Source organism: Bradyrhizobium sp. ISRA442, from assembly GCF_038085055.1.
In the GTDB taxonomy this organism is placed as follows: Bacteria; Pseudomonadota; Alphaproteobacteria; order Rhizobiales; family Xanthobacteraceae; genus Bradyrhizobium.
Genome location: NZ_JALGCN010000015.1, coordinates 108,212 through 133,013 on the forward strand (window position 1 = coordinate 108,212; position 24,802 = coordinate 133,013).

The window sequence follows — 24,802 nt, forward strand, 5'->3', positions numbered from 1 at the left end:
GATGAGCATCTTGATCGAAAGGGATCAGGGTGTGCCGAGCCCGGCGCTAGTGCCGGCGCAGGAGGATATCGCGCACGGCCGCGGCGGCGCCGAGCTCACGATCGGACTGATCAACAACATGCCCGACCCGGCGCTGAAAGCGACCGAGCGGCAATTCATGAAGCTGCTCCAGGCTGCAGCCGGCGCGCGCCGCATCCGCTTCCACTGCTTCTCGCTGCCGTCGGTGAAGCGCTCACCCGAAGCGAAGTGGCATGTCGAGAGCGAGTATTCGGATCTCGCCGATCTCAAGCGCCGCAGGTTCGACGGGCTGATCGTGACCGGCGCCGAGCCGGTCGCACCCGAACTCGACCAGGAGCCGTACTGGCGCGATCTCACCGAGCTGATCGACTGGGCCAAGGTCAATACCCGCTCGACGATCTGGTCGTGCCTGGCCGCGCATGCGGCAGTGCTCCACCTCGATCGGATCGGGCGGCGGCGCCTGCCGGCCAAGTGTCACGGCATCTTCGACTGCGAAGCGGTCACCAGCGATCCGCTGACGGGGGCAGCGCCCGCGTCGCTCAAAGTTTCGCATTCGCGTCTCAACGAAGTCGCCGGGAGCGATCTTACTCAGGCCGGCTATCAGGTGCTGACGCACTCGCGCGAGGCCGGCGTCGACATCTTCGTCCGGCAATATGCCAGCCGTTTCGTGTTCTTCCAGGGTCATCCCGAATATGATGCGCTGTCGCTCCAACGCGAATATTTGCGCGACATCGGCCGCTATCTCGCGCGCGAGCGCGACAACTATCCGGCTGTGCCGGTGAGTTATTTCGACGCAGCGACCGAGGAGAGGCTAGCGCGGTTCGAGAAGAGGGCACGACAGCAGTGCCATCCGGCGCTGGCGGCCGAGCTGCCCGCGCTGACTTTGCGCACTGATATCGCGGCCGGAAGCGCGGCGGCGGCCTTGTTCCGGAATTGGCTGAGCTATCTTGCCGCAGGCACGGAAGCCGCACTGCTGGCGCGCTAGAAGACCGCGAGTTTTACGTTAGGACTAATCAGGCGTTAAGCTTGCCTCGGACGATGAACGGATGGTTCAGTCGGCAAGGTCGGGGCAAACAGGGAAAGCAGTCGTGTGGTCGGCAGTCAACGGACGCGTGAGCAATCGGCTGGCCCGGCATTTTCGCACGGCGCCGCATCGGCTGACGGCCCACGCTCCGATGGTCAGCTTCACCTTCGATGACGCGCCCGACAGCGCAGCTAGCCTCGGCGCATCACTCCTGGAAGATCATGGCGGGCGCGGCACGTTCTACCTCGCCGGCAGCCTCATCGACCGGCCCTCGGACCACTGGCACGCGCTGTCGAAGGAGGCCATCGTACGACTGCACCAGACCGGCCATGAGATCGCCTGCCATACCTTCTCACACCTGTGCGCGATCGACCTCGACGAGGGCGCCATGGCGCGCGAGATCGAGCAGAACCGCCGCTACTTCATGGACGTCGATCCTTCGATCAAGCTGGAGAACTTCGCCTATCCGTACGGGATCGCCTCGATCTGGCGCAAGTCGCAGCTTGCGAAGAACTTCCGCTCCGCACGCGGCATTCTTCCCGGCGTCAACCGCGACGTGATCGACCTGCAGTTCCTGCGAGCCTCGCCCCTGGTCGATTGCGAGATCGACACTGATGGCATCGACCGCTATCTCGACCAGGCGATCGACAGCGGCGGCTGGCTGATCTTCTACGGCCATGACGTCGTCGATCAGCCGAGCTCCTATGGCTGCACGCCGGCGCTGCTGCGCCACGCGTTGAAGGCGGCGCAGACGCGCGGCATGCCGATCGTGACGGTGGCCGAGGCCTTGCGCCGGATCGGCGCCTGAAAGCATGATCCGGAAAAGTGCGAAGCGGTTTTCCGAAAAGATCATGATTAAACAACAACCTAAAGCGCGATGACGATTCATCCCATCGCGCTTTAGTCGATCTTTCTCACTGCCTGACGCTTTGTCATAGATTCGTCGAGGAAATCCATCAGGCACGCCCGGTCTCGCCGCAAAAGGACTTCCCATGCCTCTCGATCGTCGTTCCGTGCTGGCCTCCCTGTGCTGGATGGCCGCCGGCCCCGCGCTTGCCGCAGAGGCGCCGCCTGAGTTCATCGGCTATGAACGTGAGAGCGGCGGGCGGATCGGCGTCTATGCGGAAAACCTCACCACCGGCGCAAAACTCGCCTGGCGCGCCGACGAGCGCTTCGTCATGTGTTCGACCTTCAAGGCTTCGCTCGCGGCCTGCGTGCTGGCGCGGGTCGATCGCGGCGAGGAGCAGCTCAGCGCCATGATCCCCTACGGCCAGGCCGACCTGTTGGAATACGCCCCGGTCGCCAGGCAAAATCTCTCAGCCGGCGCGATGTCGGTCGCCGACATGTGCAAGGCGATCGTCGAGCTCAGCGACAACACCTGCGCCAATCTGCTGCTGGCGAGGGTCGGCGGCCCCGCCGCCCTGACTGCGTTCTGGCGCTCGCTCGGCGATGCCACCTCGCGGCTTGACCACAACGAGCCCGAGCTCAACCGCTCCCCGCCCGGCGATCCCCGCAACACCACGACGCCTGCCGCGATGGCGGGCAACCTGCGCCGGCTGGTGCTGGGCGAAAGCCTCTCCCCGGCATCGCGCAGCCAGCTCACCGACTGGATGGTGAATTGCAAGACCGGCGCCAACCGGTTGCGCGGCGGGCTGCCCGCAGGCTGGAAAATCGGCGACAAGACCGGGAATAACGGCAAGGACGCCTCGGGCGACATCGCGGTGGCATGGCCGAAGCCCGACAAGCCGATCCTGATCGCGGCCTATACCCAGGGCGGCACGCCGACCGCGGCGCAAATCGAGGCGCTATTCGCGCGCATCGGACGGACGGTCGTCGAACGGCTGGCCTGACCCGCCGCATTGACCTTGTGGCCGCTTCCGGCGAAGACAGGCCATGATCGAAGCGCAGTTTCAGACCTTTCTCATCCTGCTCGCCGTGCTGGCGGGCACCGCGCTCGCCGCACGTCGCTTCAATGTCGCGCCCGCCATTCTCCTGATGCTGGCCGGCGTCGGCCTCGCCTTCGTGCCCGGCATGCCGCCGGTGGAGCTGCCGCCGGAACTGGTGCTGCTGATGGTGCTGCCGCCGCTGATCTATTCGGCCAGCGTCGCGATGAGCTGGCGCGAGTTCAAAAACAATCTGCGTCCGATCGTGCTGCTCGCGGTCGGCGCAGTGATCTTCACCGCGGCAATGGTCGCGACCGCCACGCACTATCTGATCGGCCTGCCCTGGACCATCGGATTCCTGCTCGGAGCCATCGTCGCGCCGCCCGACGTGGTGGCGCCGCTCGCGATCGCGCGACGGCTCAATTTGCCGCGCCGGATCCTGGTCGTTCTCGAGGGCGAAGGGCTCGCCAACGACGCCACCGCCCTGATCCTCTACCGCTTTGCGCTCGCCGCGATCATGGTCGGGCATCTATCGCTGCCGGTGGCGGCGAGCGAGTTTTTTCTCATCGTCGCCGGCGAGATCGCCTTCGGCATCGGCGTCGGCTGGCTCTCCTTGCGCGCCCGCAAATGGGCTCACGATCCGCAGGTCGAGCTCACGCTGTCGCTGATCACGCCCTACGTCGCCTACTGGCTGCCCGAGCATGTCGGCGGCTCCGGCGTGATCGCCACAGTGGCCTGCGGACTCTATGTAAGCTGGAACGGCCCGCTGCTGATCTCCTCGGCGACACGCCTGCAGGGCATCTTCTTCTGGGACCTCGTGATCTACCTGATCGAGGGCCTTCTGTTCCTGCTCACCGGCTTCCAGATGCGCGCGCTGTACGAGAAGTCGAGGGCGTTCCCGCTCGACGACATCATGATCGCGACCGCCGTGGTCGTGGCGATCGTCGTCATCGCGCGCTTTGCCTGGCTCTATCCCGCGACCTATCTGCCGCGGATGCTCAGCCCGTCGCTGCGCGCGCGCGACCCGTCGCCGCCCTGGCAATGGGTGTCCACCCTCGCCTTCATCGGCGTGCGCGGTGCGGTATCGCTCGCCGCCGCGCTGGCGCTCCCATTCACGCTGCCGAACGGCGAAGCCTTCCCGTTTCGCGACTTGATCCTGTTCGTTGCCTTCGGCGTCATCTTCATCACGCTGGTCGGCTTCGGCCTCGGCCTTCCTGCGATGGTGCGATGGCTCGGCGTCGCCGATGCCGGCCGCAGCGAGCATATCGCCGAGCACGAGGCCGAGATTGCCGCGCGGCGCCAGGCGCTCGACGCCGCCTTGCAATCGCTGGACGTGCTGACCGCGGAGAAGGAGGTGTCGGACGAAGTGATGCGTCTCCTGCGCGCGCGCCACGAGATCCGCGTCAACCAGCTTCCGGACTCGCTTGATCCCGCCCACCACGACGTCTCCGCCGCCGGCACCGCACTGACCCGCGAGCTGATCGTCGCCGAGCGCAAATTCATCCACGACCTCTTGCGCGACGGCCGGATCACCGACGAAACACGACGCCGGATCGAACGCGACCTCGACCTCGAAGAGGCGAGTCTTGCGAACAGGGAGTATCGCGGAGCGCCGCTGTAGGCGAGCGGGATCGCGATGACTCCACGTCGTCATTGCGAGCGCAGCGAAGCAATGACGATTGTCGAGCCGCCAGAGCCACCTACCGCCTCCCGCAATACTCCTCCATCGCCGCCGTCACAGCCGACGCGATCAGCTCCTGCCGCTCGGGCGAGTTCATCGTCATCTCCTCGTCGCGGTTGATGATGGAGCCGGCCTCGAGCAGCACCGCGGGGCTTCGGGTCTGGGCGAGCACGATGAGCGCGTCATAGCGGTAGACGCCGACGTCCTTGTCGAGCAACTGGCGGCGGTAGCGTCCCATCACCGGCAGGGTGTATTGGTTGGCATATTGCAGCCCGCGGCTCTTCAGCTCCTTGCCGAGAAGTCGGGCGAACGCCAGGCTTGCGCCGAACCTCGGATTGCGCTCCGACACGAACAGGGAATGGCCGCCGAATCGATCGCTGAACCAGCTCCTGGCACCTTCGAACTCCCACTCCTCCAGCAGCTTGTCCGGCACCGAATCGTGATGGATCGACAGGACGAGATCGGCATGCGCGTGGTTGGCCGCAGCGACCCGCTTGAACAGGCTCGCTCTCGCCTTGCCCTCCGTCACAAGGATCCGGGTCGCGGCAAAGCCATCCGACTTCAGTCTCTCGCCGATCAGCCTGGTCAAATGGAGGTTGAAGCCGAATTCGGTATCGTTGCGCGCGCTGGTCGCGCCGAACGATTCGGGCGTATGTCCGACATCCAGGATGATCCGGAACCGTCGCGGCTCGCATGTCTCCAGCGCCGGCGGCTTGGCTCTGGCTTTCGTGACCTTCCGGGCCGGTGCAGCGTGGCCACGGTCGGCCGGCAAGAACGTCAGCGCGACGAGCAGGACGACGATGGCTGCGACGATGCCCCGCGACGACAAACCCTACTCCGCCGCTGCAATCCGTGGCCGGCCGACGAGGCCTGCGACATCGCACAGCAAATCACCCATGCCCGTTCCAGGGCCCGATTCGGTCAGGAACTTGTTGTCTTCGGTGCGGAGCACGGCGTTTCCCCGGGATTGTTTCTTGATTTTCCCGGAGCTTGGCGTAGCGGGTGCGGGACGTCAATGCGATTGACGCCGCGTGGCTCACCTCACGGCTTCACGTAGGTCCATCCCTTTTCCTGCAGTTCCATCACGCGCACGACGCCCGACTTCACGACCTCCGCCTGCTTGACGATCGGTATGGACTTGTTCTCGGCCTTCTGCATCTTCTCCTGGGTGTTGCCGCAGGCCTTGAACGATACTTCGGGCGCGCTGAGGGCCATCTCCTCGATGCGAGCCTTCACGGGCGAGGTATCCTCGCGGAGCATGTGCAGGCCCGGGCCGAACGTGACCACCTCGATCTTCACCTTTTCGCCGAGGCCTTTGTAGTATTCGGCCACGTTCGTTGCGTTGTTGAGCGAGAGATTCATGGCGGCAGGATCATTGGTGTTCACCTGCAGGATCAGGTGATGCTCCTTCTCCTTCGGCGCCGCCGGATTGTGCATGCGCGCAAATGCCGATCGCTTCCGTGTTTCGGCCGTGGCTCGCGGCCTTACAGGTTTCCGAGCCTCGCCCGCCCGGTGGGTTGCGGACTGTTGGTTCGGCACCCAGTATTTTCCACCTTGCTGGGCCGCCGTGTACGACGTGGAAGCCAGCACGGCGACGGCACCAATCGCAATCAATTTAGCAACAGATTTAAAATGACACATCAGGCATCTCCATCTCGAAAACTCGACAAACACCATTTTCAATTGCTTGGCCTTGCGACAGCTTGAGGCCATTTGCAGATCGCGGCCATCCTCGCGCGCATCGCGTCCAACCCTGCGAGGGAGAATGTTGCGTCATGAACGGCCCCGGTACGGGGTGAGAGGTGGACAACAAGGTCGGCGTTATCGGGCAGCGACTGCAACAAGCGAACAACATCGCCTGCGACTGCGACGCCGGAGCCGATCGCCGGCACAGTTGCCGCGACCTGCACGGGCTGACCGCCATTGATGCGATACGAAATCACATAGTCGTCGCCCCGGCCTGAAATGCCGGGCCCCGCGAGAGACAATTCGGTCCGCCCGCCGCGACACCGAATCGACAGCTTCATGGACTGCTCGACCGAGCCGGCGCGCGGCGATGTCGTCGCAGTGGCGATCGGCGAATAATCGACGGGAGACGTCGTCTCGCTGATCGTCCAATTGTCCGCTCTCGCCGTTTCGCGACGGGACGGCGCGACGGCACGCGACAGCTTGTCGAGGCATTCCAGACGCGCCTCACGTTCCAACTGGGAACAGGCCCGAAGCTGTGCCATGGGGTCTTCCGTCCCTTGCGCCAAGGCAATCCCGTTGACGGCGGCAATTGCGGCAAGGAGCGGGACGGCGAGCCTGGTCACTGCGATGCCTGTGTCGTGCGCGGCTGACGATCGAGCCACGCCTGTGCGGCAGGAAAGCGCGAAAGGCCGGGCACAGTCGCTCCGAGATTGATCGACTTCCACTTTGCATCGAACCCCGGCCCCTGCAGCTTGTCGATGCGCGAGAACAGATGATCGACGAAGCGTGCAACGCGCTGGAAACGGTTGGTGTTGGCGGGCCAATTGAAGGCGACGAGAGCAGTCGGTACGGCTATCGTGGCGACGCGATCACCCGGCTTGATCAGATTTGGGTAATCCGCCGCGTCGAGAGCTGCGGGAAGATAATAGTCCTCGAATTTGCTCTCATACGGGACGGGCAGGAACTTGAAGCCCGGTTCAAACCGGCCTTTCACAAAAGCGTCGACCGGCTTCGAAGTAATAAAGACGACCGCAGCCATCTCGCCTTTGCGCATCTGCTCGAGCGCGATCTGATGCGGAATGAAGGTCTTCTCGATCTCGATGCCGAGGCGGCTGAAGATCAGCGGTCCCGAATAGGCCGCAGCCGTACCTTGGCTGTTGAAGTTGACCTTCTTGCCGGCGAGATCGCTCAGACTCTTAATCTCCGGTCGAACGAAGACATGCAGTTCGGACGGGAACAAGTTCAGGACATAAGCAATCCGTCGCTGGATGTCCGGCACCTGGCTCTTGTATTCCTCGAGCGCGTCGGAATTGATGATCGCCGCGTCAATGCCGCGCAAATACAGCAGCGAATTCAGATTTTCCGTGGCTCCCCGCGTCACCACCGGCAGAACGTGCAGATTGTCGCCATCATCGACCACGCGGGCCACCTCCGCGGCCAGGCGGATCGGCGCGCCCTCGAGAAGACCGCCGGCGAGGCCCACGGTCCAGGCGTTCATTGCCAGAATTTCAGGCTTGAGCTGCGGTTGGGTCACGCGCGCCTTGTGAGGCCGAGCATGCTGCGACCGCGCATCCGCCCGGGACGGCTGAAGCGCCAGGAGCAACGGCACCAGGGTCGCAAGCAGAAACAGAAGGCGCAATCCGATAGATCTTCTCATCGACCAGCTCCCTTGCATCATCCTGTCAGCGCGTTCGACCACCTTGCCGCGAAGACCGCTCTATCGGCGCAGCGCCTCGAATCGTGCCTTTGCTTCCTTGATTCCTCCGGCCTCGGCCTTCGCGTAGAGATCGCGTGCCTTCGCCGCATCGCCGCGCGTTCCATACGTTCCCCAGCTTGAGAGGATCAGCGGATCGTAGGTTTCCGCCAGCGCGAAACTCGCCTGGGCACTGCCCATCTCGGCGACGCGTTCCAGCACGATCCGCGCACCACCGACGTCTCCTCGCTCCAGCAGCAAACGCGCCCGCGCCATCAGTCTCGCCTCCTGCACACCATCGTCAGCGTTGAGCTCGGCATTGCCCGGTGTACGCGCCACCGTGGCCTGGGCCTCCGTTGACGCCACCGGCGCGCTTGCCGGCTGCTCCTGCACGGACCGGCTGGTGGCGACAGTGTTAATCACCTGAGGCGCAACAGACGGCACGTTCGCGGCGAACGCGCCAATGTCGCGGCGCGCCGATGCAAGCAGCAGGCTGCGCTGCTCGGCCACAGCCTGCGCCGCGGCTTGCTTCATCCCGGCGACTTGCGCATTCGCTTTGGCTGCCCGCTCGGCCTGCGCATCGAGCTCACGGCTTCTTGTTGCAAGATCACGAGCGAGCTGCTCGGCCCGCTGCCGCTCGCGTTGTAGTAGGCTGCGCTGCTCGGCCACCGCCTGTTCCGCGGCTTGCTTCGTCCCGGCGACCTGCGCGTTCGCTTCGGCTGCCCGCTCGGCCTGCGCATCGAGTTCGCGGCTTCTTGTTGCAAGATCACGAGCGAGTTGCTCGGCCCGCTGCCGCTCGCGCTGGAGTGATTGTCGCAACTCGGCGGTATCGCTTACCTCCGCCTGCTTGTGCTGCGCTGCTTCGTCCTTTGCCTTGGCCGCCTGAGCCTCGTATGCGTAGATCTTGGTGCGCGCCATCGAGAGATCCTGTGCCAATGCATCGGCCCTCTCATGCTCCTTCTGCATCGATCGGCGCAGTTCCGCAGCGCTTGCTTCCGCCTGCTTCAGCCGGGCGAGTTCGTCGCCTGCCTTCGCCGTCAGCGCAGCTTGCGTTTCCACGTCACGACGGGCCGCTGCAAGGTCCTGCTCCAGTCGCGCGGCTCGCTCGTGCTCCTGCTCCAGCGACTTCCGCAAGTCCACCGCCCCGCTTTGCGCGGCCCGCTTCAGCTCCGCCGCTTCCTCGCTTGCCTTCGCCGCCAGTGCGGCCTGCTTTTCCACCTCACGACGGGCCGCCGCGAGATCCTGTTCCAATCGCGCGATCCGCGCGCGTTCCTGCTCCAGTGCCTTCTGCAGGTCCGCCGCACCGCTTTGCGAGGCCGGCTTCGGCCCCGCGGAGCCATCGCCTGCCTTGACCGCCGGCGCAGCCTGTTTTTCCACCTCACGGCGAGCCGCCGCGAGGTCCTGCTCCAGTCGGGCGGTCCGCGCGACCTCCTGCTCCAGCGCCTTCTGCAGATCCGCCCCGCCGCTTTGCGGGGCCTGCTTCAGTCGGGCCGCTTCACTGCTTGCCTTGACCGCCAATGCGGCCAGCGTTTCCACGTCACGACGAGCCGCCGCAAGGTCCCGCTCCAAGCGCGCGGACCGCGTGCGCTCCTGCTCCAGCGACTTCTGCACGTCTGCACCGCCATTTTGCGGGGCCTGCCTCAGCCGAGCCGCTTCGTCGCTCGCCTTGACCGCCAGTGCGGTCAGCGTTTCCACGTCACGACGAGCCGCCGCAAGGTCCTGTTCCAACCGCGCGGCTCGCCCACGCTCCTCTCGCAATGACTTCTGCTGGTCCGCCGCACCGCCTTGCGACAGCTCCTTCAGCGATTGTCTCAGTTCCGCGGCTTCGCTCTGCAACGCATTCTCGACCCGAGCCGACTCCTCGCGTTCCTTGCTCAACAGGCCTTGCAGCGATTCGATATCTCGCCGTGTCGTCGCGAGCTCGCGGGCGAGCGTCTCCACGCTTTGCACTTGTTCTCCAGCCGGGCGCGCGTCGCCCGTATTGCCCGTCTTTGCTGGTCCAAGTTGCTGGGAATTGGCGGCGATGCCATTGGACTGCGCGCGCGCTCCGTCGCGCAAACCCGGCGCATCTGAAAGACACATCACCACCAGGGTGGCTGCCAACCACAGGGGAGCCGCCGGACGTCTCGTCGCGCTGTGAAGAAATCGCACTTGATCCGATTTGACGCGCGAGCCGGCACTTTCACAAGAGTTACCGTCATCGTTGCGAATGACGATGCCCTTACGTCTCGGCGCGTCCACTATCACCTGTGGCATGGTGATATGGCCCATTCTGATGCGGCATCATAGGGCCAGCCGGCTCACGGATTCTATGCCTCGCATGGGCGACCCCCTGCCTACCCCTTTTGGGTTAGGCTGCGAGTATCGAGTTCAGCCGCGGTCTGCGCGGCAGTGCATGGCAAGAGCTGCACTCACACGGGTCTTTCACCCTTCACCGTCACGCGCGTGCCCGAGCGCGTATGCGGCCAGTAGTCCCACATCGCGCGATGCTGGGTGCAGCGGTTGTCCCAGAAGGCGATCGCGTTCTCGGTCCAACGGAACCGGCATTGGAACAGCGGGTTTTCGGCATGCTGGTAGAGGTAGGCGAGCATCGCGTCGCTCTCATCGCGGGGGATGCCGTTGATATGACGGGTAAAGCCGCGATTGACGTAGAGCGCCTTCTTGCCCGTGACGGGATGCGTGCGCACCACGGGGTGCTCCGCGTGCGGATAGGACGGCCGGTCGGCGACGCCGTAATTGGCATAGAGCCCGCGATAGATCGGCTCCCCGTCATGCAGCGCGGTCAGTCCGTCGAGATAGGTCTTCATGCGATCGGATAGCGCCTCATAGGCCGCGTACATGTTGGCGAACAGGGTATCGCCGCCGCGCGGCGGGCATTGCTTGATGTAGAGGATCGAGCCCATCGGCGGCTCGAGATCGCAGGACACGTCGGAATGCCAGCCCTCGCCGTTGGCGCGCGGCGAGTTCCTGTCGGCGTAGATCTTCATCAGCGCCGGGTCTTCGTCCTCGTGCGGCGCGGCGGGATGGAAATGCAGCTCGCCGAATTTGCGGCCGAAGGCGAGATGCTGTGTCGGCGTGATGTGCTGGTCGCGGAAGAAGATGACGAGGTTCTCGGCGAGCGCGCGATGGATCTCGTCCATCTGCCGGTTGGAGCGCGCGTCGTCCGAAACGAGCTTGCCGATGTCGACGCCGGTGATTTCCGCGCCGATGACGGGCGTGAGCTTTTCGACCGCGATGGTCTCATATGGCGCGCCATCCTCGACCATGTGGCGATAGCGCGGACCTTGCTTGCCAGCGAGTGAGCTCATGGCGTGTCTCCCGATCGTTTTGGTTGGGAAACATGGTAGCGCGCAGTGATGGATGTGCAATCTGCACCGCAAACTCAGCCCGTCGTCCCGGACAAGCGCAGCGAAGCGGAGCGCAGATCCGGGACCCATATGTGGCCGGCCCCCCGTGCGCAATTGCGCACTAGGCCGGGACGACAGCAGTGGGTGAGGCGCAAGCGGAGTAAACTACTCCGCCTTTGTTCTACTCCGCTGCGGTCACCGGGACCTTGGCGCCCTGGCCGTAGCGCTGATCGATGTAGTCGATCACCAGCGCCTTGAAGTCGGACGCGATCGTGGGCCCGCGCAGCGTACGGAACTTCTTGCCGTCGACGAAGACCGGGGCGGCCGGGGCTTCGCCGGTGCCCGGGAGCGAGATGCCGATATTGGCGTGCTTGGATTCGCCGGGGCCGTTGACGATGCAGCCCATCACCGCGACGTTGAGCTCCTCGACGCCGGGATATTTCGTCTTCCAGGTCGGCATCTCGTCGCGGATGAAGTCCTGGATCGAGCGGGCCAGCTCCTGGAACGTGGTCGAGGTGGTGCGGCCGCAACCCGGGCAGGCCGCAACCAGCGGCACGAAGGTGCGGAAGCCCATGGTCTGCAACAGCTCCTGGCCGACCTGCACCTCGCGGGTGCGGTCGCCGCCCGGCTCCGGCGTCAGCGAGATGCGGATGGTGTCGCCGATGCCCTGCTGCAACAGGATGCCGAGCGCCGCGGACGAGGCGACGATGCCCTTCGAGCCCATGCCGGCCTCGGTGAGACCGAGATGGATGGCGTAATCGGAGCGCGCCGCGAGATCCTGGTAGACCGCGATCAGGTCCTGCACCTGCGAGACCTTAGCCGAGAGAATGATGCGGTCCTTGGACATGCCGAGCTCCTCGGCGCGGGCGGCCGAGAGCAGCGCGGACTGCACCATGGCCTCGCGCGTCACCGCGCGCACGTCGCGCGGATTGGCGGACGCCGCGTTCTCGTCCATCAGCTTGGTCAAGAGCTCCTGATCGAGCGAGCCCCAATTGGCGCCGATGCGCACCGGCTTGCCGTTCTTGTTGGCGATCTCGATGATGTCGGCGAACTGCGTGTCGCGCTTGTCCTTGAAGCCGACGTTACCGGGATTGATGCGGTACTTGGCGAGCGCCTCGGCGCAGGCCGGATGCTCCGCGAGCAGCTTATGGCCGATATAGTGGAAGTCGCCGATCAGAGGCGTGGTGATGCCACGCTTGCGCAGTCCATCGCGGATGTGCGGAACGGCCGCTGCGGCCTCCTCGCGGTCCACTGTGATGCGGACCATTTCCGAGCCGGCGCGCGCGAGCGCTGCGACCTGGGCGATGGTGCCGTCAATATCGGCGGTGTCGGTGTTGGTCATCGACTGCACGACGATCGGCGCGCCGCCGCCCACAGTGACGTCGCCGACCTTGACCTGGGTGGTCTGGTGCCGGGGCGCGGGGCCCGCGATCTCGGAATCGAGGGGGTTTTCGAGCTTGTTCATGGGGTCCAAATATCAGGTTTTAGTGACGTTCAGCAATGCACCGCGCGCCGCCGCGGCCACTTGGCGGTCTCTCTTTGAATTCGAAGTTCGCCTGTCTTGCCACTGCGAGCGAGCTTCGAATTCAAAGAGATACCAAGAACTTATGAATCGAGTGCGGCTTCCGGTTCAGGAGTTCCCTGGCGAGCGGGTGGCACCGGGAGAGGGAGCTCCTGAACCGCCGCACTCGGACGGTTAACCAGAAAAAGCCCAGCAATTACAAGGAGCGCAGCCGCCCCAAACGCCAGGCTCAGGTTGTCGTGCATGATGAAATAGCTACCCACCACGCCAAACAAAGGGGTGATGAAGGTAAAAGCCGACAATTTACTGGCCGAATAGGTCTTCACCAGCGCGAACCAAAGCGTGAACGTGGTTCCGACCACCCAGATCGCCTGGAACGCCAACAGCGCCAGGGACAGCGGCGCCGGCGTGTGGGTGATCGATTCGCCGAACAGCCAGGCCGCCAGGCCCAGGATCGGGATCGAGGTCGCGACCTGATACCCGAGCGCCTTCTCCGGTGCGGCGAAACGCAGCCGCGTGCCCTTGGCGACCAGCGTGGTCGCGGCCCACAGCGAAGCGCCGCCGACGATCATGAGATCCCCGAGCAGCACCTTCGCATCGACATCCGGCTGCGGCACGCCGATCGCGAGCGCGACGCCGGCGAAGCTCACGGCAAGTCCCAGCCATTGCGATCCGCCAAGCCGCTCGCCGAGCACCTGATAGGAGCCGAGCGCGACGAAAAACGGCGCGGTGTAGAGGAACACCACCGCACGGGACGCCGAGGTGAAGCGGATGCCCTGGTAGATCAGCACGAACTCGATGCCGAACATCAGTCCGGCCACGAGGCCGGGCTTCCAGGTGCCGTCGGGCTCGAAGAATTTGACGCCGCGCAAGCTGCCGATGATGAACAGCACCGGCAGGGCGCCGATCGAGCGGATCGTGGCCTGGAGCATCGGCGGGATGTCCGGCAGCACCAGCTTCACCGCGATCTGGTTGAAGCCCCAGGTCAGGCACAGCATCAGCATCAGGGCGATGGCGCCGGCACTGAGAGGGCGGCCGGCGGACGGTATGGCTTGCGGTGAGGACATGTCTTCCCGAAAAACCGGCTTGGCGCCGTTGTTGCTTTAAGAAGTCTTCTGACAATGGGTGCAGGTGCCCGTGATCTCGACCACGGACAGTTTCGGCGCGAAGCCCGAGGCGCGCGCGGCGGCGTTGAGGTCCGGCGCGAAGGAGGCTGACGGGATTTCGCCGACGAGGCCACAGCGCTCGCAGATCAGGAACGCCACCGCCGAGGTCGCGTCATGGTCATGGGCGGCGCAGGCGAGATAGGCGTTGCGGCTCTCGATGCGATGCACGAGGCCGTTCGCCATCAAGAAATCGAGCGCGCGATAGACCGTGATCGGCGCCGGCCGCGGCATCGATTTGGCCAATTCATCGATCACCTCATAGGCCCCGAGCGGGCGATGGCTCGAGAGCAACGCCGCGAGCACCTGGCGGCGGATCGGCGTGAATTTCTGCGCGCGCTGCTCGCAGACCTCCTCGGCATGCGCCAACGCGTCCGCGGTGCAGCGGCCGTGATCGTGGTCGGGCGCGGGAAAGGCCGGTTTTGCGAGGCTCATGCGTTTGGCGTTTTAGCATCTTGGCCGGGGAACCCAAAGCGCGACCGGCAAAACGGCGGTCAGCCATGCCTTTACGGTGGGACAGCGTCCCGCTGCGCCGCCATGAAATAATCATAAGCTTGCTTATTATATCTCAAGCTTATTGGAGACTAAGCTCATGAGCCGCGGATCCGTGGACCAGAACTTCCTGTTTACGCTTGGTGAACTCTATCGCCTGCTCCGCGTCTACGCCGACAAGGAGGCGTCGCGCTTTGGCATCACCCGTGCGCAATGGGCGGTGCTGGCCAAGGTCGAGCGCAGCGAGGGCATGAAGCAATCGGAGCTTGCCGAACTGCTCGAGGTGCAGCCGATCACGCTGACGCGCCTCATCGACAAGCTTTGCGACAACGACTGGATCGAGCGCCGCAGCGACGCTTCCGACCGCCGCGTCAAGCGCCTGTATCTCAAGAAGGCCGGGCGGCAATTGCTCGGACGGATGAGCGGGCTGCGGTCCGAGATCACCGCCAACGCGCTCGACGGCATCAATCCGGCGGACGCCCACCGTCTCCTCACCCAACTCGAAACAATCAAAGAAAACGTGCGTAACGCGACCCAGACCAGCGGGGCGGAGCAAGCGCGTAAGGAGCAGCGCTATGGCTGATCAGGTCCTGAAATTCCAGCCCGAGCAGAAAATCGACAGCGGCAAGCCCACCAAGAAAGCCGGCACCCAGCCGCGCCGCCGCCTCATCGCCGGCCTGCGGCGTTATCGGCGCTTCCTGCTCATGGTCGTGCTGCCGATCGTTGCCGCCCTCGGCGGCATCACCTTCTATCTGAATGGCGGCCGCTATGTCGGCACCGACGATGCCTATGTCGGCGCGCAGAAGGTTTTGGTGACGCCCGACATCTCAGGCAAGATCGAGAAGGTCGTCGTCAAGGAGGGGCAGCTCGTCAAGCAGGGCGACGAGCTGTTCGAGATCGATCCCGTGCCGTTCCGCCTGGCGGTGGACGAGGCCAAGGCGCAGCTCGCGCAGGCGCAGACGACCTATGACAACCTCCACGCCAACATCAAGATCTACGGCGACATGCTCGACCTGGCTCAAAAGGGCGTCGACCTGAAGCAGCGCGACGTCGAGCGCAAGCAGGCGCTGGTGAAAAACAATTACGGCTCGCAGCTCGACCTCGACAACGCGTCGAACGCGCTGGTCACTGCCGCGGCGCAGGCGCAGTTCATCAAGCAGCAGCTTTCCAACGCCAGGACCCAGTTGCTCGGCAATCCCGAACTGCCACTGGACCAATTCCCGCCCTATGCGCAGGCAAAAGCGAAGCTCGAGGACGCCCAGCGCAACCTCGACCATACCGTGCTGCGCGCGCCGATGAGCGGCGTGGCGACGCAGGTCGAACAGATCCAGCTCGGCCGCTTCGTTGCCGCCGGCACCCCGGTGTTCTCCATCATCGACGTGGCCCATCCCTGGGTCGACGCCAATCCGAAGGAGAGTGATCTCACCTATGTCACCGTCGGCCAGCCCGTCACGCTCGAGGTCGATGCGTTCCCGAACCATGTGTTCAAGGGCAAGATCGGCTCGCTGTCGCCGGGCACCGGTGCGCAATTCGCGATCCTGCCGCCGCAGAACGCCACCGGCAACTTCGTCAAGGTGGTGCAGCGCGTGCCGGTTCGGATCTATTTCGATGAGGACGACAAACACGTGAGGAAGCTGAAGGCGGGCATGAGCGTGTATGCCACCATCGACACCGGCCACCAGCGCTCGCTCGCCGGCCTGCTCGGCCTGTCGGCCACGGCGAATCAGGACAAGGACTGATCCGATGTCCGGTCCCGCGACCAATCTGATGGTCCCCGGCCTGCGCCGGAACATGGTCACGATCTGCGCCATGACAGCGACCATCATGCAGGCGCTGGACACCACCATCGCCAACGTTGCCCTGCCCTACATGCAGGGCACGCTGTCGGCCTCGCAAGACCAGATCAACTGGGTGCTGACGTCCTACATCGTCGCCGCCGCGATCATGACGGCGCCGGTGGGCTGGATCGCGAACCGCTACGGCCGCAAGCGCATCTTCATCATCTGCTCGGCCGGCTTCACCGTCGCCTCGGTGCTGTGCGGACTTGCGCAGGACATCAACCAGATGGTGCTGTTCCGCCTGCTCCAGGGTGTGTTCGGCGCCGCGCTGGTGCCGCTGTCGCAGGCCGTGATGCTCGACTACTACACGCTCCAGGAACGCGCCAAGGCGATGTCGATCTGGGGCATGGGCGTGATGATGGGACCGATCATGGGCCCGTCGTTAGGCGCCTGGCTGACCGAGACCTATTCCTGGCACTGGGTGTTCTTCGTCAATCTGCCGTTCGGCGCGATCACCGTGCTCGGGCTGATCATCTTCATGGACGAAACCAAGAAGGATCTCAGCCTCAAATTCGACTGGTTCGGCTTCACCGCGCTGGCGATCGCGATCGGCGCGCTGCAGCTCGCGCTCGACCGCGGCGAGCAGCTCGACTGGTTCGAGTCGGCCGAGATCGTGACCGAGTTCGCCATCTCCGCCATCGCCTTCTACTATTTCTTCGCCCACTCGTTCACGACCTCGCGGCCGTTCATCCAGTTCGCGCTGTTTAGGGATCGCAACTTCCTCACCGGGTGCATCTTCATGACGGTGATGGGGCTCGTGCTGTACTCGACCATGGCGCTGGCCTCGCCCTACCTGCAGAACGTGATCGGCTATCCCATTATCACCGCAGGCGGCCTGCTCGCGAGCCGCGGCTTCGGTACGTTCTTCGCGATGATGCTGGTCGGCCGCCTGATGCGTTTCATCGAGGCGCGCACGCTGATCATCTCCGGCCTGATGCTGACCGCGGGCTCGCTGTTCTGGATGACCGGCTGGACCGACCAGACCCAGGTGCCGGAGATCGTTACCGTCAGCATCATCCAGGGTTTTGGCTTCGGCCTCGTCTTCGTACCGCTCTCGACCGTGTCGTTCCTGACGTTGCCGAACAATTTGCGCACCGACGGCACCTCGATGCTGACGCTGCTCCGCAACGTCGCGAGCTCCGTCGGCATCTCCATCGTGATCGCCGAGCTGACGCAAGGCATGCGGCGGACCTACGCGATCCTGTCCGAGCACATCAACCCGTTCAACCACGCGCTGCAGATGCCGGACGTCAGCCGCATGATCAACCTCTCCGCCGACGCCGGCCGCGCCATGGCCGACAAGCTCGTCGCCGTGCAGGCGCAGATCATCGCGTTCGCGCACGACTACCAGCTCGTGATGATCTTCATCCTCTGCACCATCCCGCTCGCGCTGATGATCGGCTCGACCAAGGCCGCCCTGCGCAAGCAGTCGGCGGGGCCGGAACATGCGGTGATGGAGTAGAAGGCACTCGTTCCGCAAGCTCCGCTGTCGTCCCGGACAAGCGCAGCGAAGCGAAGCGCAGATCCGGGACCCATAACCACAGGATTGGGTTTGGCGAAGACTCGTGACAACGAGCTCGGCCACAACCACTCCCTGGGGTTATGGGTCCCGGCCTTCGCCGGGACGACACCGAAGGAGTTGAACCGCCGTCGCGCCTCACACTTCCCGAATGCTTGGCCCCTACCCCAGAAATTCCTCGCAGCCCAAATCATCCACCGCCGCAAACACCCGCTCCAGATTGTTCCACCAGATCACCGGCGGAATGTTGATGCTCCACTGCCACACCGGCTTGGTGATGTGCCAGAGCACCGACCGGCGATAATCCTGATCGAGCGTCCCGCGCGTATAGCCGGTGACGCCGTGCGCGATCAGCGTCTCGTAGTAGCGGTTGAGCAGGGGGCGTTCGAGGGCCTGACGGCGCTCCGGATACCATTGCGTCGCCATCATATAGGCGAGGTCGCCGGTCGGCACGTTGATGCGCCACTGATCGAAATCGAAGATGCGCACGGAATCCGCGACGCCGGCGCGCGGCAGCAGGAAATTCCAGATATGCGCGTCGCCGTGGGCGATGCTGACGTGACGTCGCGAATGATAGCGCTGGAATAGCCGAGCCGATTGATCGATCAGACGGCGGTATATGATGCGGCGCTCTTCGCTGAGGCGGTCGCCGAGCAGATCGGCGAAGCGGTCGTAATGACCAGCGAAAGTCTCCATCAGCCTTGTGCTGTCATCGGTGCTCATCCAGGTTCCGACGGTTTCGCCAAGGCTGGCGTGATCCCACCACGCCGCGTGCATGTGCCCCAGGGCCGTGACGATCGCCATCGCCTGCTCGCGCGACGGCGGCAGCGGCCATTGGGTCGCGATCGCATGGCTGTCGGAGAGGTCCTCGAGCAGGAGATGCCAGGCGAGGCTCTCCTCGTCGAAGCTCCCGTCAAAGCACCGTGGCACGACCTGCGCCGGCATTTTGGGCGCGAGCTGCGTGTAGAAGGCCACTTCCTGCCGGCCGGCATTCGACAGGGTCTTTGCAAAATTGGCGTGCGCTGTCTTGAGGATCAGGGATTGCGGCGCGCCGGCGGACTCTCCGACATAGCGCAGTCCGAGACGGATGATGTGCGACACGATTGTGTCGCGCCGGTGCAGCACCTTCACTTCGCGGACGGCACCGCGGTCCAGCGCGCCGGCCTTGCGCAGCGCAGCCGTGAGAGGTGCGGGCTCAACCACCGCCGGCAGTTGTGGAGGTGTCATGAAAACGCGCCCCGGGTGCCGCAGCCATACTGCACGATCACACCCGGAAGCGCCAGACGGTCCGCCTTCGCTTAGAAGGCGTCCCCGGTTTTACACGTCGAAGAACACCGTCTCGTTGTCGCCCTGCAGACGCAGGTCGAGGCGGTAGACCGGCTTGCCGGCCTCGCGCTCCGCGGTCAGCGTTGCCCGACGATCGGCGGGAACCAGCGCCAGCACGGGATCGCCGGCATTGCCGGCCTCGTCGCTGAAATAGATGCGGGTGTAGAGATGCCGCAGCATGCCGCGGCCGAACACCGCAACCAGGATGTGCGGCGCCTGCGGCTTGCCGTCGGGATCCGGCACCACGCCCGGCTTGATGGTCTCGAAGGAATAATTGCCGTCCTTGTCGGTGCCGCAGCGGGCAAAGCCCCGGAAGCTGGCATTCGGCAGCGCGCGCTTGTCCTGCGGGTCGGCAAAGCGGCCCTGCCCATCGGCCTGCCAGATCTCCAGCATGCAGTCGGGCACGGCGACACCGTCGCCGTCGAACACACGGCCCTCGATGCGGATGCGGTCGCCGGAGACGTCGGGCGTCAGCGTCGAGTTGGTGAACGCGTCGTTCCAGGCGTATTCGCCGTTCGGCGTCAGGCCGTATTTGAAGAACGGTCCGACCGTCTGCGATGGCGTGATACCGTTGTCCTGCACTTAAGTGTTCTCCATTGGCGTGGCGTTCTTGCCGCGCAGCACGATATTGAAGCGGTAGCACAGCGCCCATTCAGGCTGGGTGTCCTCGAGATCGAAGGACGAGATCATCCGCGCACGCGCCTTCTCGTCCGGCACCGAATTGAAAATCGGATCGAACGGGAACAGCGGATCGCCCGGAAAGTACATCTGCGTCACCAGCCGCGTGACGAAGGAGTGGCCGAACACCGAGAGATGGATGTGCGCCGGCCGCCAGGCATTGTGGTGATTGCCCCAGGGGTAGGGGCCGGGCTTGATGGTGACGAAGCGGTAGTAGCCGGAGGCATCGCTCTGGGTACGGCCGGCGCCGGTGAAGTTCGGATCGAGCGGCGCGGGATGCTGGTCGCGGACATGGACGTAGCGCCCGCAGGCATTGGCCTGCCAGATCTCGACCAGCGAGTTCGGCACGCCGCGGCCGTCCTCGTCGAGGACATGGCCGTGCACGATGATGCGCTCGCCGAGCGGCTCGCCCGCGTGCTGGCGGGTGAGATCGTTGTCGCCCTCGCGCACGGTCTCGTGGCCGTAGACCGGGCCGGTGAGCTCCGACAGCGTGTGGCGCATCGGGATCAAGGGCTTGTTCGGCGCGCGCTTGATCGAGCTCTTGTACTCGGGCGACAGCGGCAGCGGATGCGCCTTGTTGCTGTCGACGGGATAAATGAATGTCATGGGCGAACTCCTCCCCGGCCATTTTGGTCCAGCCGGTCAACGCTTCCGCCGATCATTATAGTATATAACTAATCGGGGGAAGCGGTTTGAAAGTCCCCCTTCCCCCCTCTCTCCGTAAGAACGGGGAGAGGGGGAGCAAGCAGTCTCAATTCAATTTCTCGATCGCAACCGCGACGCCCTGGCCGACGCCGACGCACATGGTGGCGAGCGCGAGCTTGCCGCCGCGCTTTTCCATGCCGTGCACGGCGGTAAGCGCAAGGCGCGCGCCGCTCATGCCGAGGGGATGACCGAGCGCGATCGCGCCGCCATGCGGATTGACGAAGTCGGCATCGTCCTTGACGCCGAGTTGGCGCAGGCAGGCGATGCCCTGCGAGGCGAAGGCTTCGTTGAGCTCGATCAGGTCAAAGTCGCTGATCTTCTTGCCGAGCCGTTCCATCAGCTTGCGGGTCGCCGGCACGGGGCCGATGCCCATGATGCGCGGCGGCACACCGGCCGAAGCAAGGCCGAGGATGCGGGCGCGCGGCGTGAGACCATGCTTCTTCACCGCGGCTTCGGAGGCCAGGATCATCGCGGCGGCGCCGTCATTGACGCCGGAGGCGTTGCCGGCCGTCACCGTGCCGGGATTGCGCACGATCGGCTTCAGCTTGGCGAGACCCTCGAGCGTGGTTTCGGGACGCGGATGCTCGTCCTTGTCGACGGTGATCGGACCGGCCTTGCCGCCGGGAATGGTGATCGGTGTGATTTCCTCGGCGAAATAGCCGGCCGCGATCGCAGCACCGGCGCGCTGCTGCGAGCGGATGGCGAAGGCATCCTGGTCGGCGCGCGATACCTGGAACTCCTCCGCGACGTTCTCGCCGGTCTCCGGCATGGCATCGACGCCATACTGCGCCTTTAGCAGCGGATTGATGAAGCGCCAGCCGATGGTCGTGTCGAAAATCTCGGCGGAGCGCGAGAAGGCTTCCTGCGCCTTGCCCATCACGAAGGGCGCGCGCGTCATGGATTCCACACCGCCGGCGATCGCAAGCTCGACCTCGCCCGAACGAATGGCGCGGCCCGCGGCGCCGACCGCATCGAGGCCGGAGGCGCAGAGCCGGTTCAGGGTCTGGCCGGGAACCGAATCCGGAAGACCCGCGAGCAAGAGCGCCATGCGCGCAACGTTGCGGTTGTCCTCGCCGGCCTGGTTGGCGCAGCCGAAGAAGACTTCGTCGACCTGCGCCCAGTCGAGGTTGGGATGCTTGGCCATCAGCGCCTTGATCGGGGCTGCGGCGAGATCGTCGGCGCGCACCTTGGCGAGCGACCCGCCGAAGCGGCCGATCGGGGTCCGCACGGCATCGCAGATAAACACATCACGCATCGTTGTTCTCCCTGAATGCCGCGGTTCGGCCGGATTTCTTCAATGACGGCGGAGTTTTAGGAGGGCGCCCGCGGCAGGTCAATTGACGGTTTCGCGCGTGTTCCGAGGCGCTAGCGCATGCCGCTATGCGGACAACGTGGAAAACCCGCTTCTTCCGGCCAAAGCGATAGGACCGTTGGGACGAAATTTTGTAAGTTGCGCCGCCTATGACAGTGCAACAGCCTATTCCCGCACCCGCCCTTGAACCCGCCGCGCCGCAAGCGGAGATGGCCGCGCGCGTCACGCCGATGATGGAGCAGTATCTGGAGATCAAGGCGGCGCATCCGGGCCTGCTGCTGTTCTACCGGATGGGCGATTTCTACGAATTGTTCTTCGAGGACGCCGAGATCGCCTCCAAGGCGCTCGGCATCGTGCTGACCAAGCGCGGCAAGCATCAGGGCGCTGACATCCCGATGTGCGGCGTGCCGGTCGAGCGCTCCGAGGATTATCTGCATCGCCTGATCACCGCCGGCCATCGCGTCGCGGTGTGCGAGCAGACCGAGGATCCCGCCGCCGCCAAGGCGCGCGGCAACAAGAGCGTGGTCCGTCGCGGCGTGGTGCGGCTGGTCACGCCGGGCACGCTGACCGAGGACACGCTGCTCGATGCGCGCGCCAACAACTATCTGCTGGCGATCGCGCGCGCCCGGTCCTCCGCGGGCGGGGACCGGTTTGGACTGGCCTGGATCGACATCTCGACCGCCGAATTCATGGTGACGGAGTGTGGAGGCGGCGAGCTTGCCGCGACGCTGGCGCGCATCAATCCGAACGAGGCGATCGTCACCGACGCGCTGTATAGTGACAACGAGCTCGGGCCGACCTTGCGCGAGCTGCCGGCGGTGACGCCGCTGACCCGCGACGTCTTCGACGGCGCCACCGCCGAGAAGCGCCTGTGCGACTATTTCGCCGTCGCGACCATGGACGGCCTTGCGCAGCTCACGCGCCTCGAGGCGACGGCCGCGGCGGCCGCGGTGACCTATGTCGACCGCACCCAGGTCGGCAAACATCCGCCGCTGTCACCGCCGGCGCGCGAGGCATCGGGCGCGACCATGGCGATCGATCCCGCGACCCGCGCCAATCTCGAACTGACGCGCACGCTGGCGGGCGAGCGCCGCGGCTCGCTGCTCGACGCGATCGACTGCACGGTGACCTCCGCCGGTTCGCGCCTGCTCGCGCAGCGCCTCGCAGCGCCGCTGACGGATGCAGCAGGCATCGCAAGACGGCTCGATGCGGTCAGCGCCTTCGTTGCCGATTCGGCCGCGCGCGAGGACATCCGCAGCATCCTGCGCGGCGCGCCCGACATGTCGCGCGCCCTGGCGCGGCTGTCGGTCGGCCGCGGCGGCCCGCGCGACCTCGCAGGAATCCGCGACGGCATTGTGGCCGCCGATCAGGTGCTGGCGCGGCTCTCTGAGCTCGATCAGCCGCCGCAGGAGATCGCCGCCGTCATGGCGGCCTTGCAGCGACCCTCGCGCGAGCTTGCGACAGAGTTTGCCGCAGGGCTCGCCGAGCAGCTCCCGCTGATCAAGCGCGACGGCGGCTTCGTGCGCGAGGGTTACGAGCCCGCGCTCGACGAAGCCCGCAATCTACGCGACGCCTCGCGCCTGGTGGTGGCCTCGATGCAGGCGCGCTACGCCGACGACACCGGCGTGAAAGGTCTGAAAATCCGGCACAACAACGTGCTCGGCTATTTCGTCGAAGTCACCGCGCAGCACGGCGACAAGCTGATGTCGGCGCCGCTGAACGCGACCTTCATCCACCGCCAGACGCTGGCGGGCCAGGTGCGCTTCACCACATCCGAGCTGGGCGAGATCGAGGCCAAGATCGCCAATGCCGGTGACCGCGCGCTCGGGCTTGAGCTCGAGATCTTCGAGCGGCTCTGTGCCAAGGCGCTGGCGATCAGCGACGATTTGCGCGCCGCCGCGCACGCCTTCGCGCTGCTCGATGTCGCAACGTCGCTGGCAAAACTCGCTGTCGACGAGAATTACGTGCGGCCCGAGGTCGACGGCTCCCTTGGCTTTGCCATCGAGGCCGGCCGCCATCCCGTGGTCGAGCAGGCGCTCAAGCGCAACGGCGAGCCGTTCATCGCCAATGCGTGCGACCTGTCGCCGGCGCCGGGACAAAAGTCCGGCCAGCTCTGGCTGCTCACCGGCCCCAACATGGCCGGTAAATCGACCTTCCTGCGCCAGAACGCGCTGATCGCCCTGCTCGCCCAGATCGGCAGCTTCGTGCCGGCCTCGCGGGCGCGGATCGGCATCATCGACCGGCTGTTCTCGCGCGTCGGCGCTGCCGACGATCTCGCCCGCGGCCGCTCGACCTTCATGGTCGAGATGGTCGAGACCGCGGCGATCCTGAACCAGGCCGGCGAGCGCTCGCTCGTCATCCTCGACGAGATCGGGCGCGGGACGGCGACCTTCGACGGTCTCTCGATCGCCTGGGCCGCGATCGAGCATCTGCACGAAGGTAACCGCTGCCGCACGCTATTCGCCACGCATTACCATGAGCTGACCGCGCTCTCGGCAAAGCTGCCGCGCATGTTCAACGCCACGGTGCGGGTGAAGGAGTGGCAGGGCCACGTCGTGTTCCTGCACGAGGTGCTACCTGGTTCGGCCGACCGTTCCTATGGCATCCAAGTGGCGAAGCTTGCGGGACTCCCGCCCGCGGTAATCACGCGCGCAAAATCCGTGCTGGCCAAGCTCGAGGCCCAGGACCGCGGCCAGACCGCACGCGCGCTGGTCGACGATCTGCCGCTGTTCGCGGTGCCCTCGCGCGCCGCCGCCGAGGCGGCGCCGCCAAGCGAAGCCGAACTGCTGATGGACGCGGTGAAGGCGCTGCACCCGGACGAGATGTCCCCGCGCGAGGCGCTGGACGCGCTGTATGCGTTGAAGGCCAAGCTGCCGAAGCAGTGACGATGCGGTAGGGTGGGTTAGCCGAAG

General features: G+C 65.1%; 21 protein-coding genes. 8 read left to right on the forward strand and 13 right to left on the reverse strand.

From position 1 onward, the window contains the following. Window position 1: 1 nt before the first annotated feature. From metA to MTR72_RS27400, 4 genes are all read left to right on the forward strand, one after another. Window positions 2-1,003 (forward strand): homoserine O-succinyltransferase MetA, encoded by a 1,002-nt coding sequence (gene metA, locus MTR72_RS27385; RefSeq protein ID WP_280967219.1) that lies wholly within the window; start codon window positions 2-4, stop codon window positions 1,001-1,003. Window positions 1,004-1,106: 103 nt separating this feature from the next. Beyond that, a complete protein-coding gene (locus MTR72_RS27390; RefSeq protein WP_280967220.1) occupies window positions 1,107-1,850 on the forward strand; it encodes a polysaccharide deacetylase family protein in 744 nt (247 codons plus the stop codon). A gap of 184 nt (window positions 1,851-2,034) precedes the next feature. After that, window positions 2,035-2,892: a class A beta-lactamase gene (gene bla / locus MTR72_RS27395; RefSeq protein ID WP_280967221.1), complete on the forward strand. Its 858-nt coding sequence runs from the start codon at window positions 2,035-2,037 to the stop codon at window positions 2,890-2,892. Window positions 2,893-2,938: 46 nt separating this feature from the next. Continuing rightward, on the forward strand, window positions 2,939-4,546 hold the full coding sequence (locus MTR72_RS27400) for a Na+/H+ antiporter (RefSeq protein ID WP_341511577.1): 1,608 nt from the start codon (window positions 2,939-2,941) through the stop codon (window positions 4,544-4,546). A 79-nt stretch (window positions 4,547-4,625) separates the two neighbouring features. On the opposite strand, the gene MTR72_RS27405 is transcribed toward MTR72_RS27400, so the two are convergent. From MTR72_RS27405 to MTR72_RS27445, 9 genes are all read right to left on the reverse strand, one after another. Then, complete coding sequence (locus MTR72_RS27405) at window positions 4,626-5,435, reverse strand: N-acetylmuramoyl-L-alanine amidase (protein WP_280967222.1); 810 nt, start codon at window positions 5,433-5,435, stop codon at window positions 4,626-4,628. Between the two features lie 212 nt (window positions 5,436-5,647). Next, window positions 5,648-6,247 (reverse strand): DsrE family protein, encoded by a 600-nt coding sequence (locus MTR72_RS27410; protein ID WP_280967223.1) that lies wholly within the window; start codon window positions 6,245-6,247, stop codon window positions 5,648-5,650. Between the two features lie 38 nt (window positions 6,248-6,285). Further along, entirely contained in the window at window positions 6,286-6,837 is a 552-nt protein-coding gene (locus MTR72_RS27415; protein WP_280967224.1) for a hypothetical protein, read from the reverse strand. A gap of 77 nt (window positions 6,838-6,914) precedes the next feature. After that, on the reverse strand, window positions 6,915-7,952 hold the full coding sequence (locus MTR72_RS27420) for a TAXI family TRAP transporter solute-binding subunit (protein WP_280967225.1): 1,038 nt from the start codon (window positions 7,950-7,952) through the stop codon (window positions 6,915-6,917). Between the two features lie 60 nt (window positions 7,953-8,012). Further along, window positions 8,013-10,259: a hypothetical protein gene (locus tag MTR72_RS27425; protein ID WP_280967226.1), complete on the reverse strand. Its 2,247-nt coding sequence runs from the start codon at window positions 10,257-10,259 to the stop codon at window positions 8,013-8,015. Between the two features lie 140 nt (window positions 10,260-10,399). After that, window positions 10,400-11,296, reverse strand: coding sequence for a TauD/TfdA dioxygenase family protein (locus MTR72_RS27430; protein WP_280967227.1), 897 nt, complete (start codon window positions 11,294-11,296; stop codon window positions 10,400-10,402). A gap of 220 nt (window positions 11,297-11,516) precedes the next feature. Continuing rightward, window positions 11,517-12,800 (reverse strand): flavodoxin-dependent (E)-4-hydroxy-3-methylbut-2-enyl-diphosphate synthase, encoded by a 1,284-nt coding sequence (ispG, locus tag MTR72_RS27435; protein WP_341511572.1) that lies wholly within the window; start codon window positions 12,798-12,800, stop codon window positions 11,517-11,519. Between the two features lie 140 nt (window positions 12,801-12,940). After that, a complete protein-coding gene (locus tag MTR72_RS27440; RefSeq protein ID WP_280967229.1) occupies window positions 12,941-13,924 on the reverse strand; it encodes a DMT family transporter in 984 nt (327 codons plus the stop codon). A 36-nt stretch (window positions 13,925-13,960) separates the two neighbouring features. Next, window positions 13,961-14,455 (reverse strand): Fur family transcriptional regulator, encoded by a 495-nt coding sequence (locus MTR72_RS27445; RefSeq protein WP_280967230.1) that lies wholly within the window; start codon window positions 14,453-14,455, stop codon window positions 13,961-13,963. A 157-nt stretch (window positions 14,456-14,612) separates the two neighbouring features. Here MTR72_RS27445 and MTR72_RS27450 point away from each other — a divergent pair, with 157 nt between their 5' ends. Genes MTR72_RS27450 through MTR72_RS27460 form a run of 3 tightly spaced genes read left to right on the forward strand, consistent with a single transcriptional unit; the run spans window position 14,613 to window position 17,812 of the window. After that, window positions 14,613-15,095 carry a MarR family winged helix-turn-helix transcriptional regulator gene (locus tag MTR72_RS27450; RefSeq protein ID WP_280967231.1) on the forward strand — a complete coding sequence of 161 codons (483 nt, stop codon included), beginning with the start codon at window positions 14,613-14,615 and terminating at the stop codon, window positions 15,093-15,095. Continuing rightward, window positions 15,088-16,251 carry an HlyD family secretion protein gene (locus MTR72_RS27455; RefSeq protein ID WP_280967232.1) on the forward strand — a complete coding sequence of 388 codons (1,164 nt, stop codon included), beginning with the start codon at window positions 15,088-15,090 and terminating at the stop codon, window positions 16,249-16,251. Before MTR72_RS27450 ends, MTR72_RS27455 begins: the two co-directional genes overlap by 8 nt. 4 nt (window positions 16,252-16,255) lie before the next feature. Then, a complete protein-coding gene (locus MTR72_RS27460) occupies window positions 16,256-17,812 on the forward strand; it encodes an MDR family MFS transporter (protein ID WP_341511573.1) in 1,557 nt (518 codons plus the stop codon). A 219-nt stretch (window positions 17,813-18,031) separates the two neighbouring features. On the opposite strand, the gene MTR72_RS27465 is transcribed toward MTR72_RS27460, so the two are convergent. From MTR72_RS27465 to pcaF, 4 genes are all read right to left on the reverse strand, one after another. Then, entirely contained in the window at window positions 18,032-19,096 is a 1,065-nt protein-coding gene (locus tag MTR72_RS27465) for a phosphotransferase (protein ID WP_280967234.1), read from the reverse strand. 90 nt (window positions 19,097-19,186) lie between these two features. After that, complete coding sequence (gene pcaG / locus MTR72_RS27470; RefSeq protein ID WP_280967235.1) at window positions 19,187-19,777, reverse strand: protocatechuate 3,4-dioxygenase subunit alpha; 591 nt, start codon at window positions 19,775-19,777, stop codon at window positions 19,187-19,189. Next, complete coding sequence (pcaH, locus tag MTR72_RS27475) at window positions 19,778-20,479, reverse strand: protocatechuate 3,4-dioxygenase subunit beta (RefSeq protein ID WP_341511574.1); 702 nt, start codon at window positions 20,477-20,479, stop codon at window positions 19,778-19,780. It abuts the gene before it with no gap. 145 nt (window positions 20,480-20,624) lie between these two features. Next, the gene (pcaF, locus tag MTR72_RS27480) at window positions 20,625-21,833 is read right to left on the reverse strand and encodes a 3-oxoadipyl-CoA thiolase (protein ID WP_280967237.1); all 1,209 of its coding nucleotides are present in this window, start codon (window positions 21,831-21,833) and stop codon (window positions 20,625-20,627) included. A gap of 206 nt (window positions 21,834-22,039) precedes the next feature. On the opposite strand from pcaF, the gene mutS reads away from it, so the two are divergent. After that, window positions 22,040-24,775, forward strand: a complete 2,736-nt coding sequence (gene mutS, locus MTR72_RS27485; RefSeq protein WP_280967238.1) for a DNA mismatch repair protein MutS — start codon at window positions 22,040-22,042, stop codon at window positions 24,773-24,775. Window positions 24,776-24,802: the final 27 nt, after the last annotated feature.

What these genes read in the sequence shown, in the direction of transcription:
- metA (WP_280967219.1), top strand. Translation starts at nt 2, where the DNA reads ATGAGCATCTTGATCGAAAGGGATCAGGGTGTGCCGAGCCCGGCGCTA.
- bla (WP_280967221.1), top strand. Translation starts at nt 2,035, where the DNA reads ATGCCTCTCGATCGTCGTTCCGTGCTGGCCTCCCTGTGCTGGATGGCC.
- MTR72_RS27410 (WP_280967223.1), bottom strand. Translation starts at nt 6,247, where the DNA reads ATGTGTCATTTTAAATCTGTTGCTAAATTGATTGCGATTGGTGCCGTC.
- MTR72_RS27415 (WP_280967224.1), bottom strand. Translation starts at nt 6,837, where the DNA reads ATGGCACAGCTTCGGGCCTGTTCCCAGTTGGAACGTGAGGCGCGTCTG.
- MTR72_RS27420 (WP_280967225.1), bottom strand. Translation starts at nt 7,952, where the DNA reads ATGAGAAGATCTATCGGATTGCGCCTTCTGTTTCTGCTTGCGACCCTG.
- MTR72_RS27425 (WP_280967226.1), bottom strand. Translation starts at nt 10,259, where the DNA reads ATGGGCCATATCACCATGCCACAGGTGATAGTGGACGCGCCGAGACGT.
- MTR72_RS27430 (WP_280967227.1), bottom strand. Translation starts at nt 11,296, where the DNA reads ATGAGCTCACTCGCTGGCAAGCAAGGTCCGCGCTATCGCCACATGGTC.
- ispG (WP_341511572.1), bottom strand. Translation starts at nt 12,800, where the DNA reads ATGAACAAGCTCGAAAACCCCCTCGATTCCGAGATCGCGGGCCCCGCG.
- MTR72_RS27440 (WP_280967229.1), bottom strand. Translation starts at nt 13,924, where the DNA reads ATGTCCTCACCGCAAGCCATACCGTCCGCCGGCCGCCCTCTCAGTGCC.
- MTR72_RS27445 (WP_280967230.1), bottom strand. Translation starts at nt 14,455, where the DNA reads ATGAGCCTCGCAAAACCGGCCTTTCCCGCGCCCGACCACGATCACGGC.
- MTR72_RS27450 (WP_280967231.1), top strand. Translation starts at nt 14,613, where the DNA reads ATGAGCCGCGGATCCGTGGACCAGAACTTCCTGTTTACGCTTGGTGAA.
- MTR72_RS27455 (WP_280967232.1), top strand. Translation starts at nt 15,088, where the DNA reads ATGGCTGATCAGGTCCTGAAATTCCAGCCCGAGCAGAAAATCGACAGC.
- MTR72_RS27460 (WP_341511573.1), top strand. Translation starts at nt 16,256, where the DNA reads ATGTCCGGTCCCGCGACCAATCTGATGGTCCCCGGCCTGCGCCGGAAC.
- MTR72_RS27465 (WP_280967234.1), bottom strand. Translation starts at nt 19,096, where the DNA reads ATGACACCTCCACAACTGCCGGCGGTGGTTGAGCCCGCACCTCTCACG.
- pcaH (WP_341511574.1), bottom strand. Translation starts at nt 20,479, where the DNA reads ATGACATTCATTTATCCCGTCGACAGCAACAAGGCGCATCCGCTGCCG.
- pcaF (WP_280967237.1), bottom strand. Translation starts at nt 21,833, where the DNA reads ATGCGTGATGTGTTTATCTGCGATGCCGTGCGGACCCCGATCGGCCGC.
- mutS (WP_280967238.1), top strand. Translation starts at nt 22,040, where the DNA reads ATGACAGTGCAACAGCCTATTCCCGCACCCGCCCTTGAACCCGCCGCG.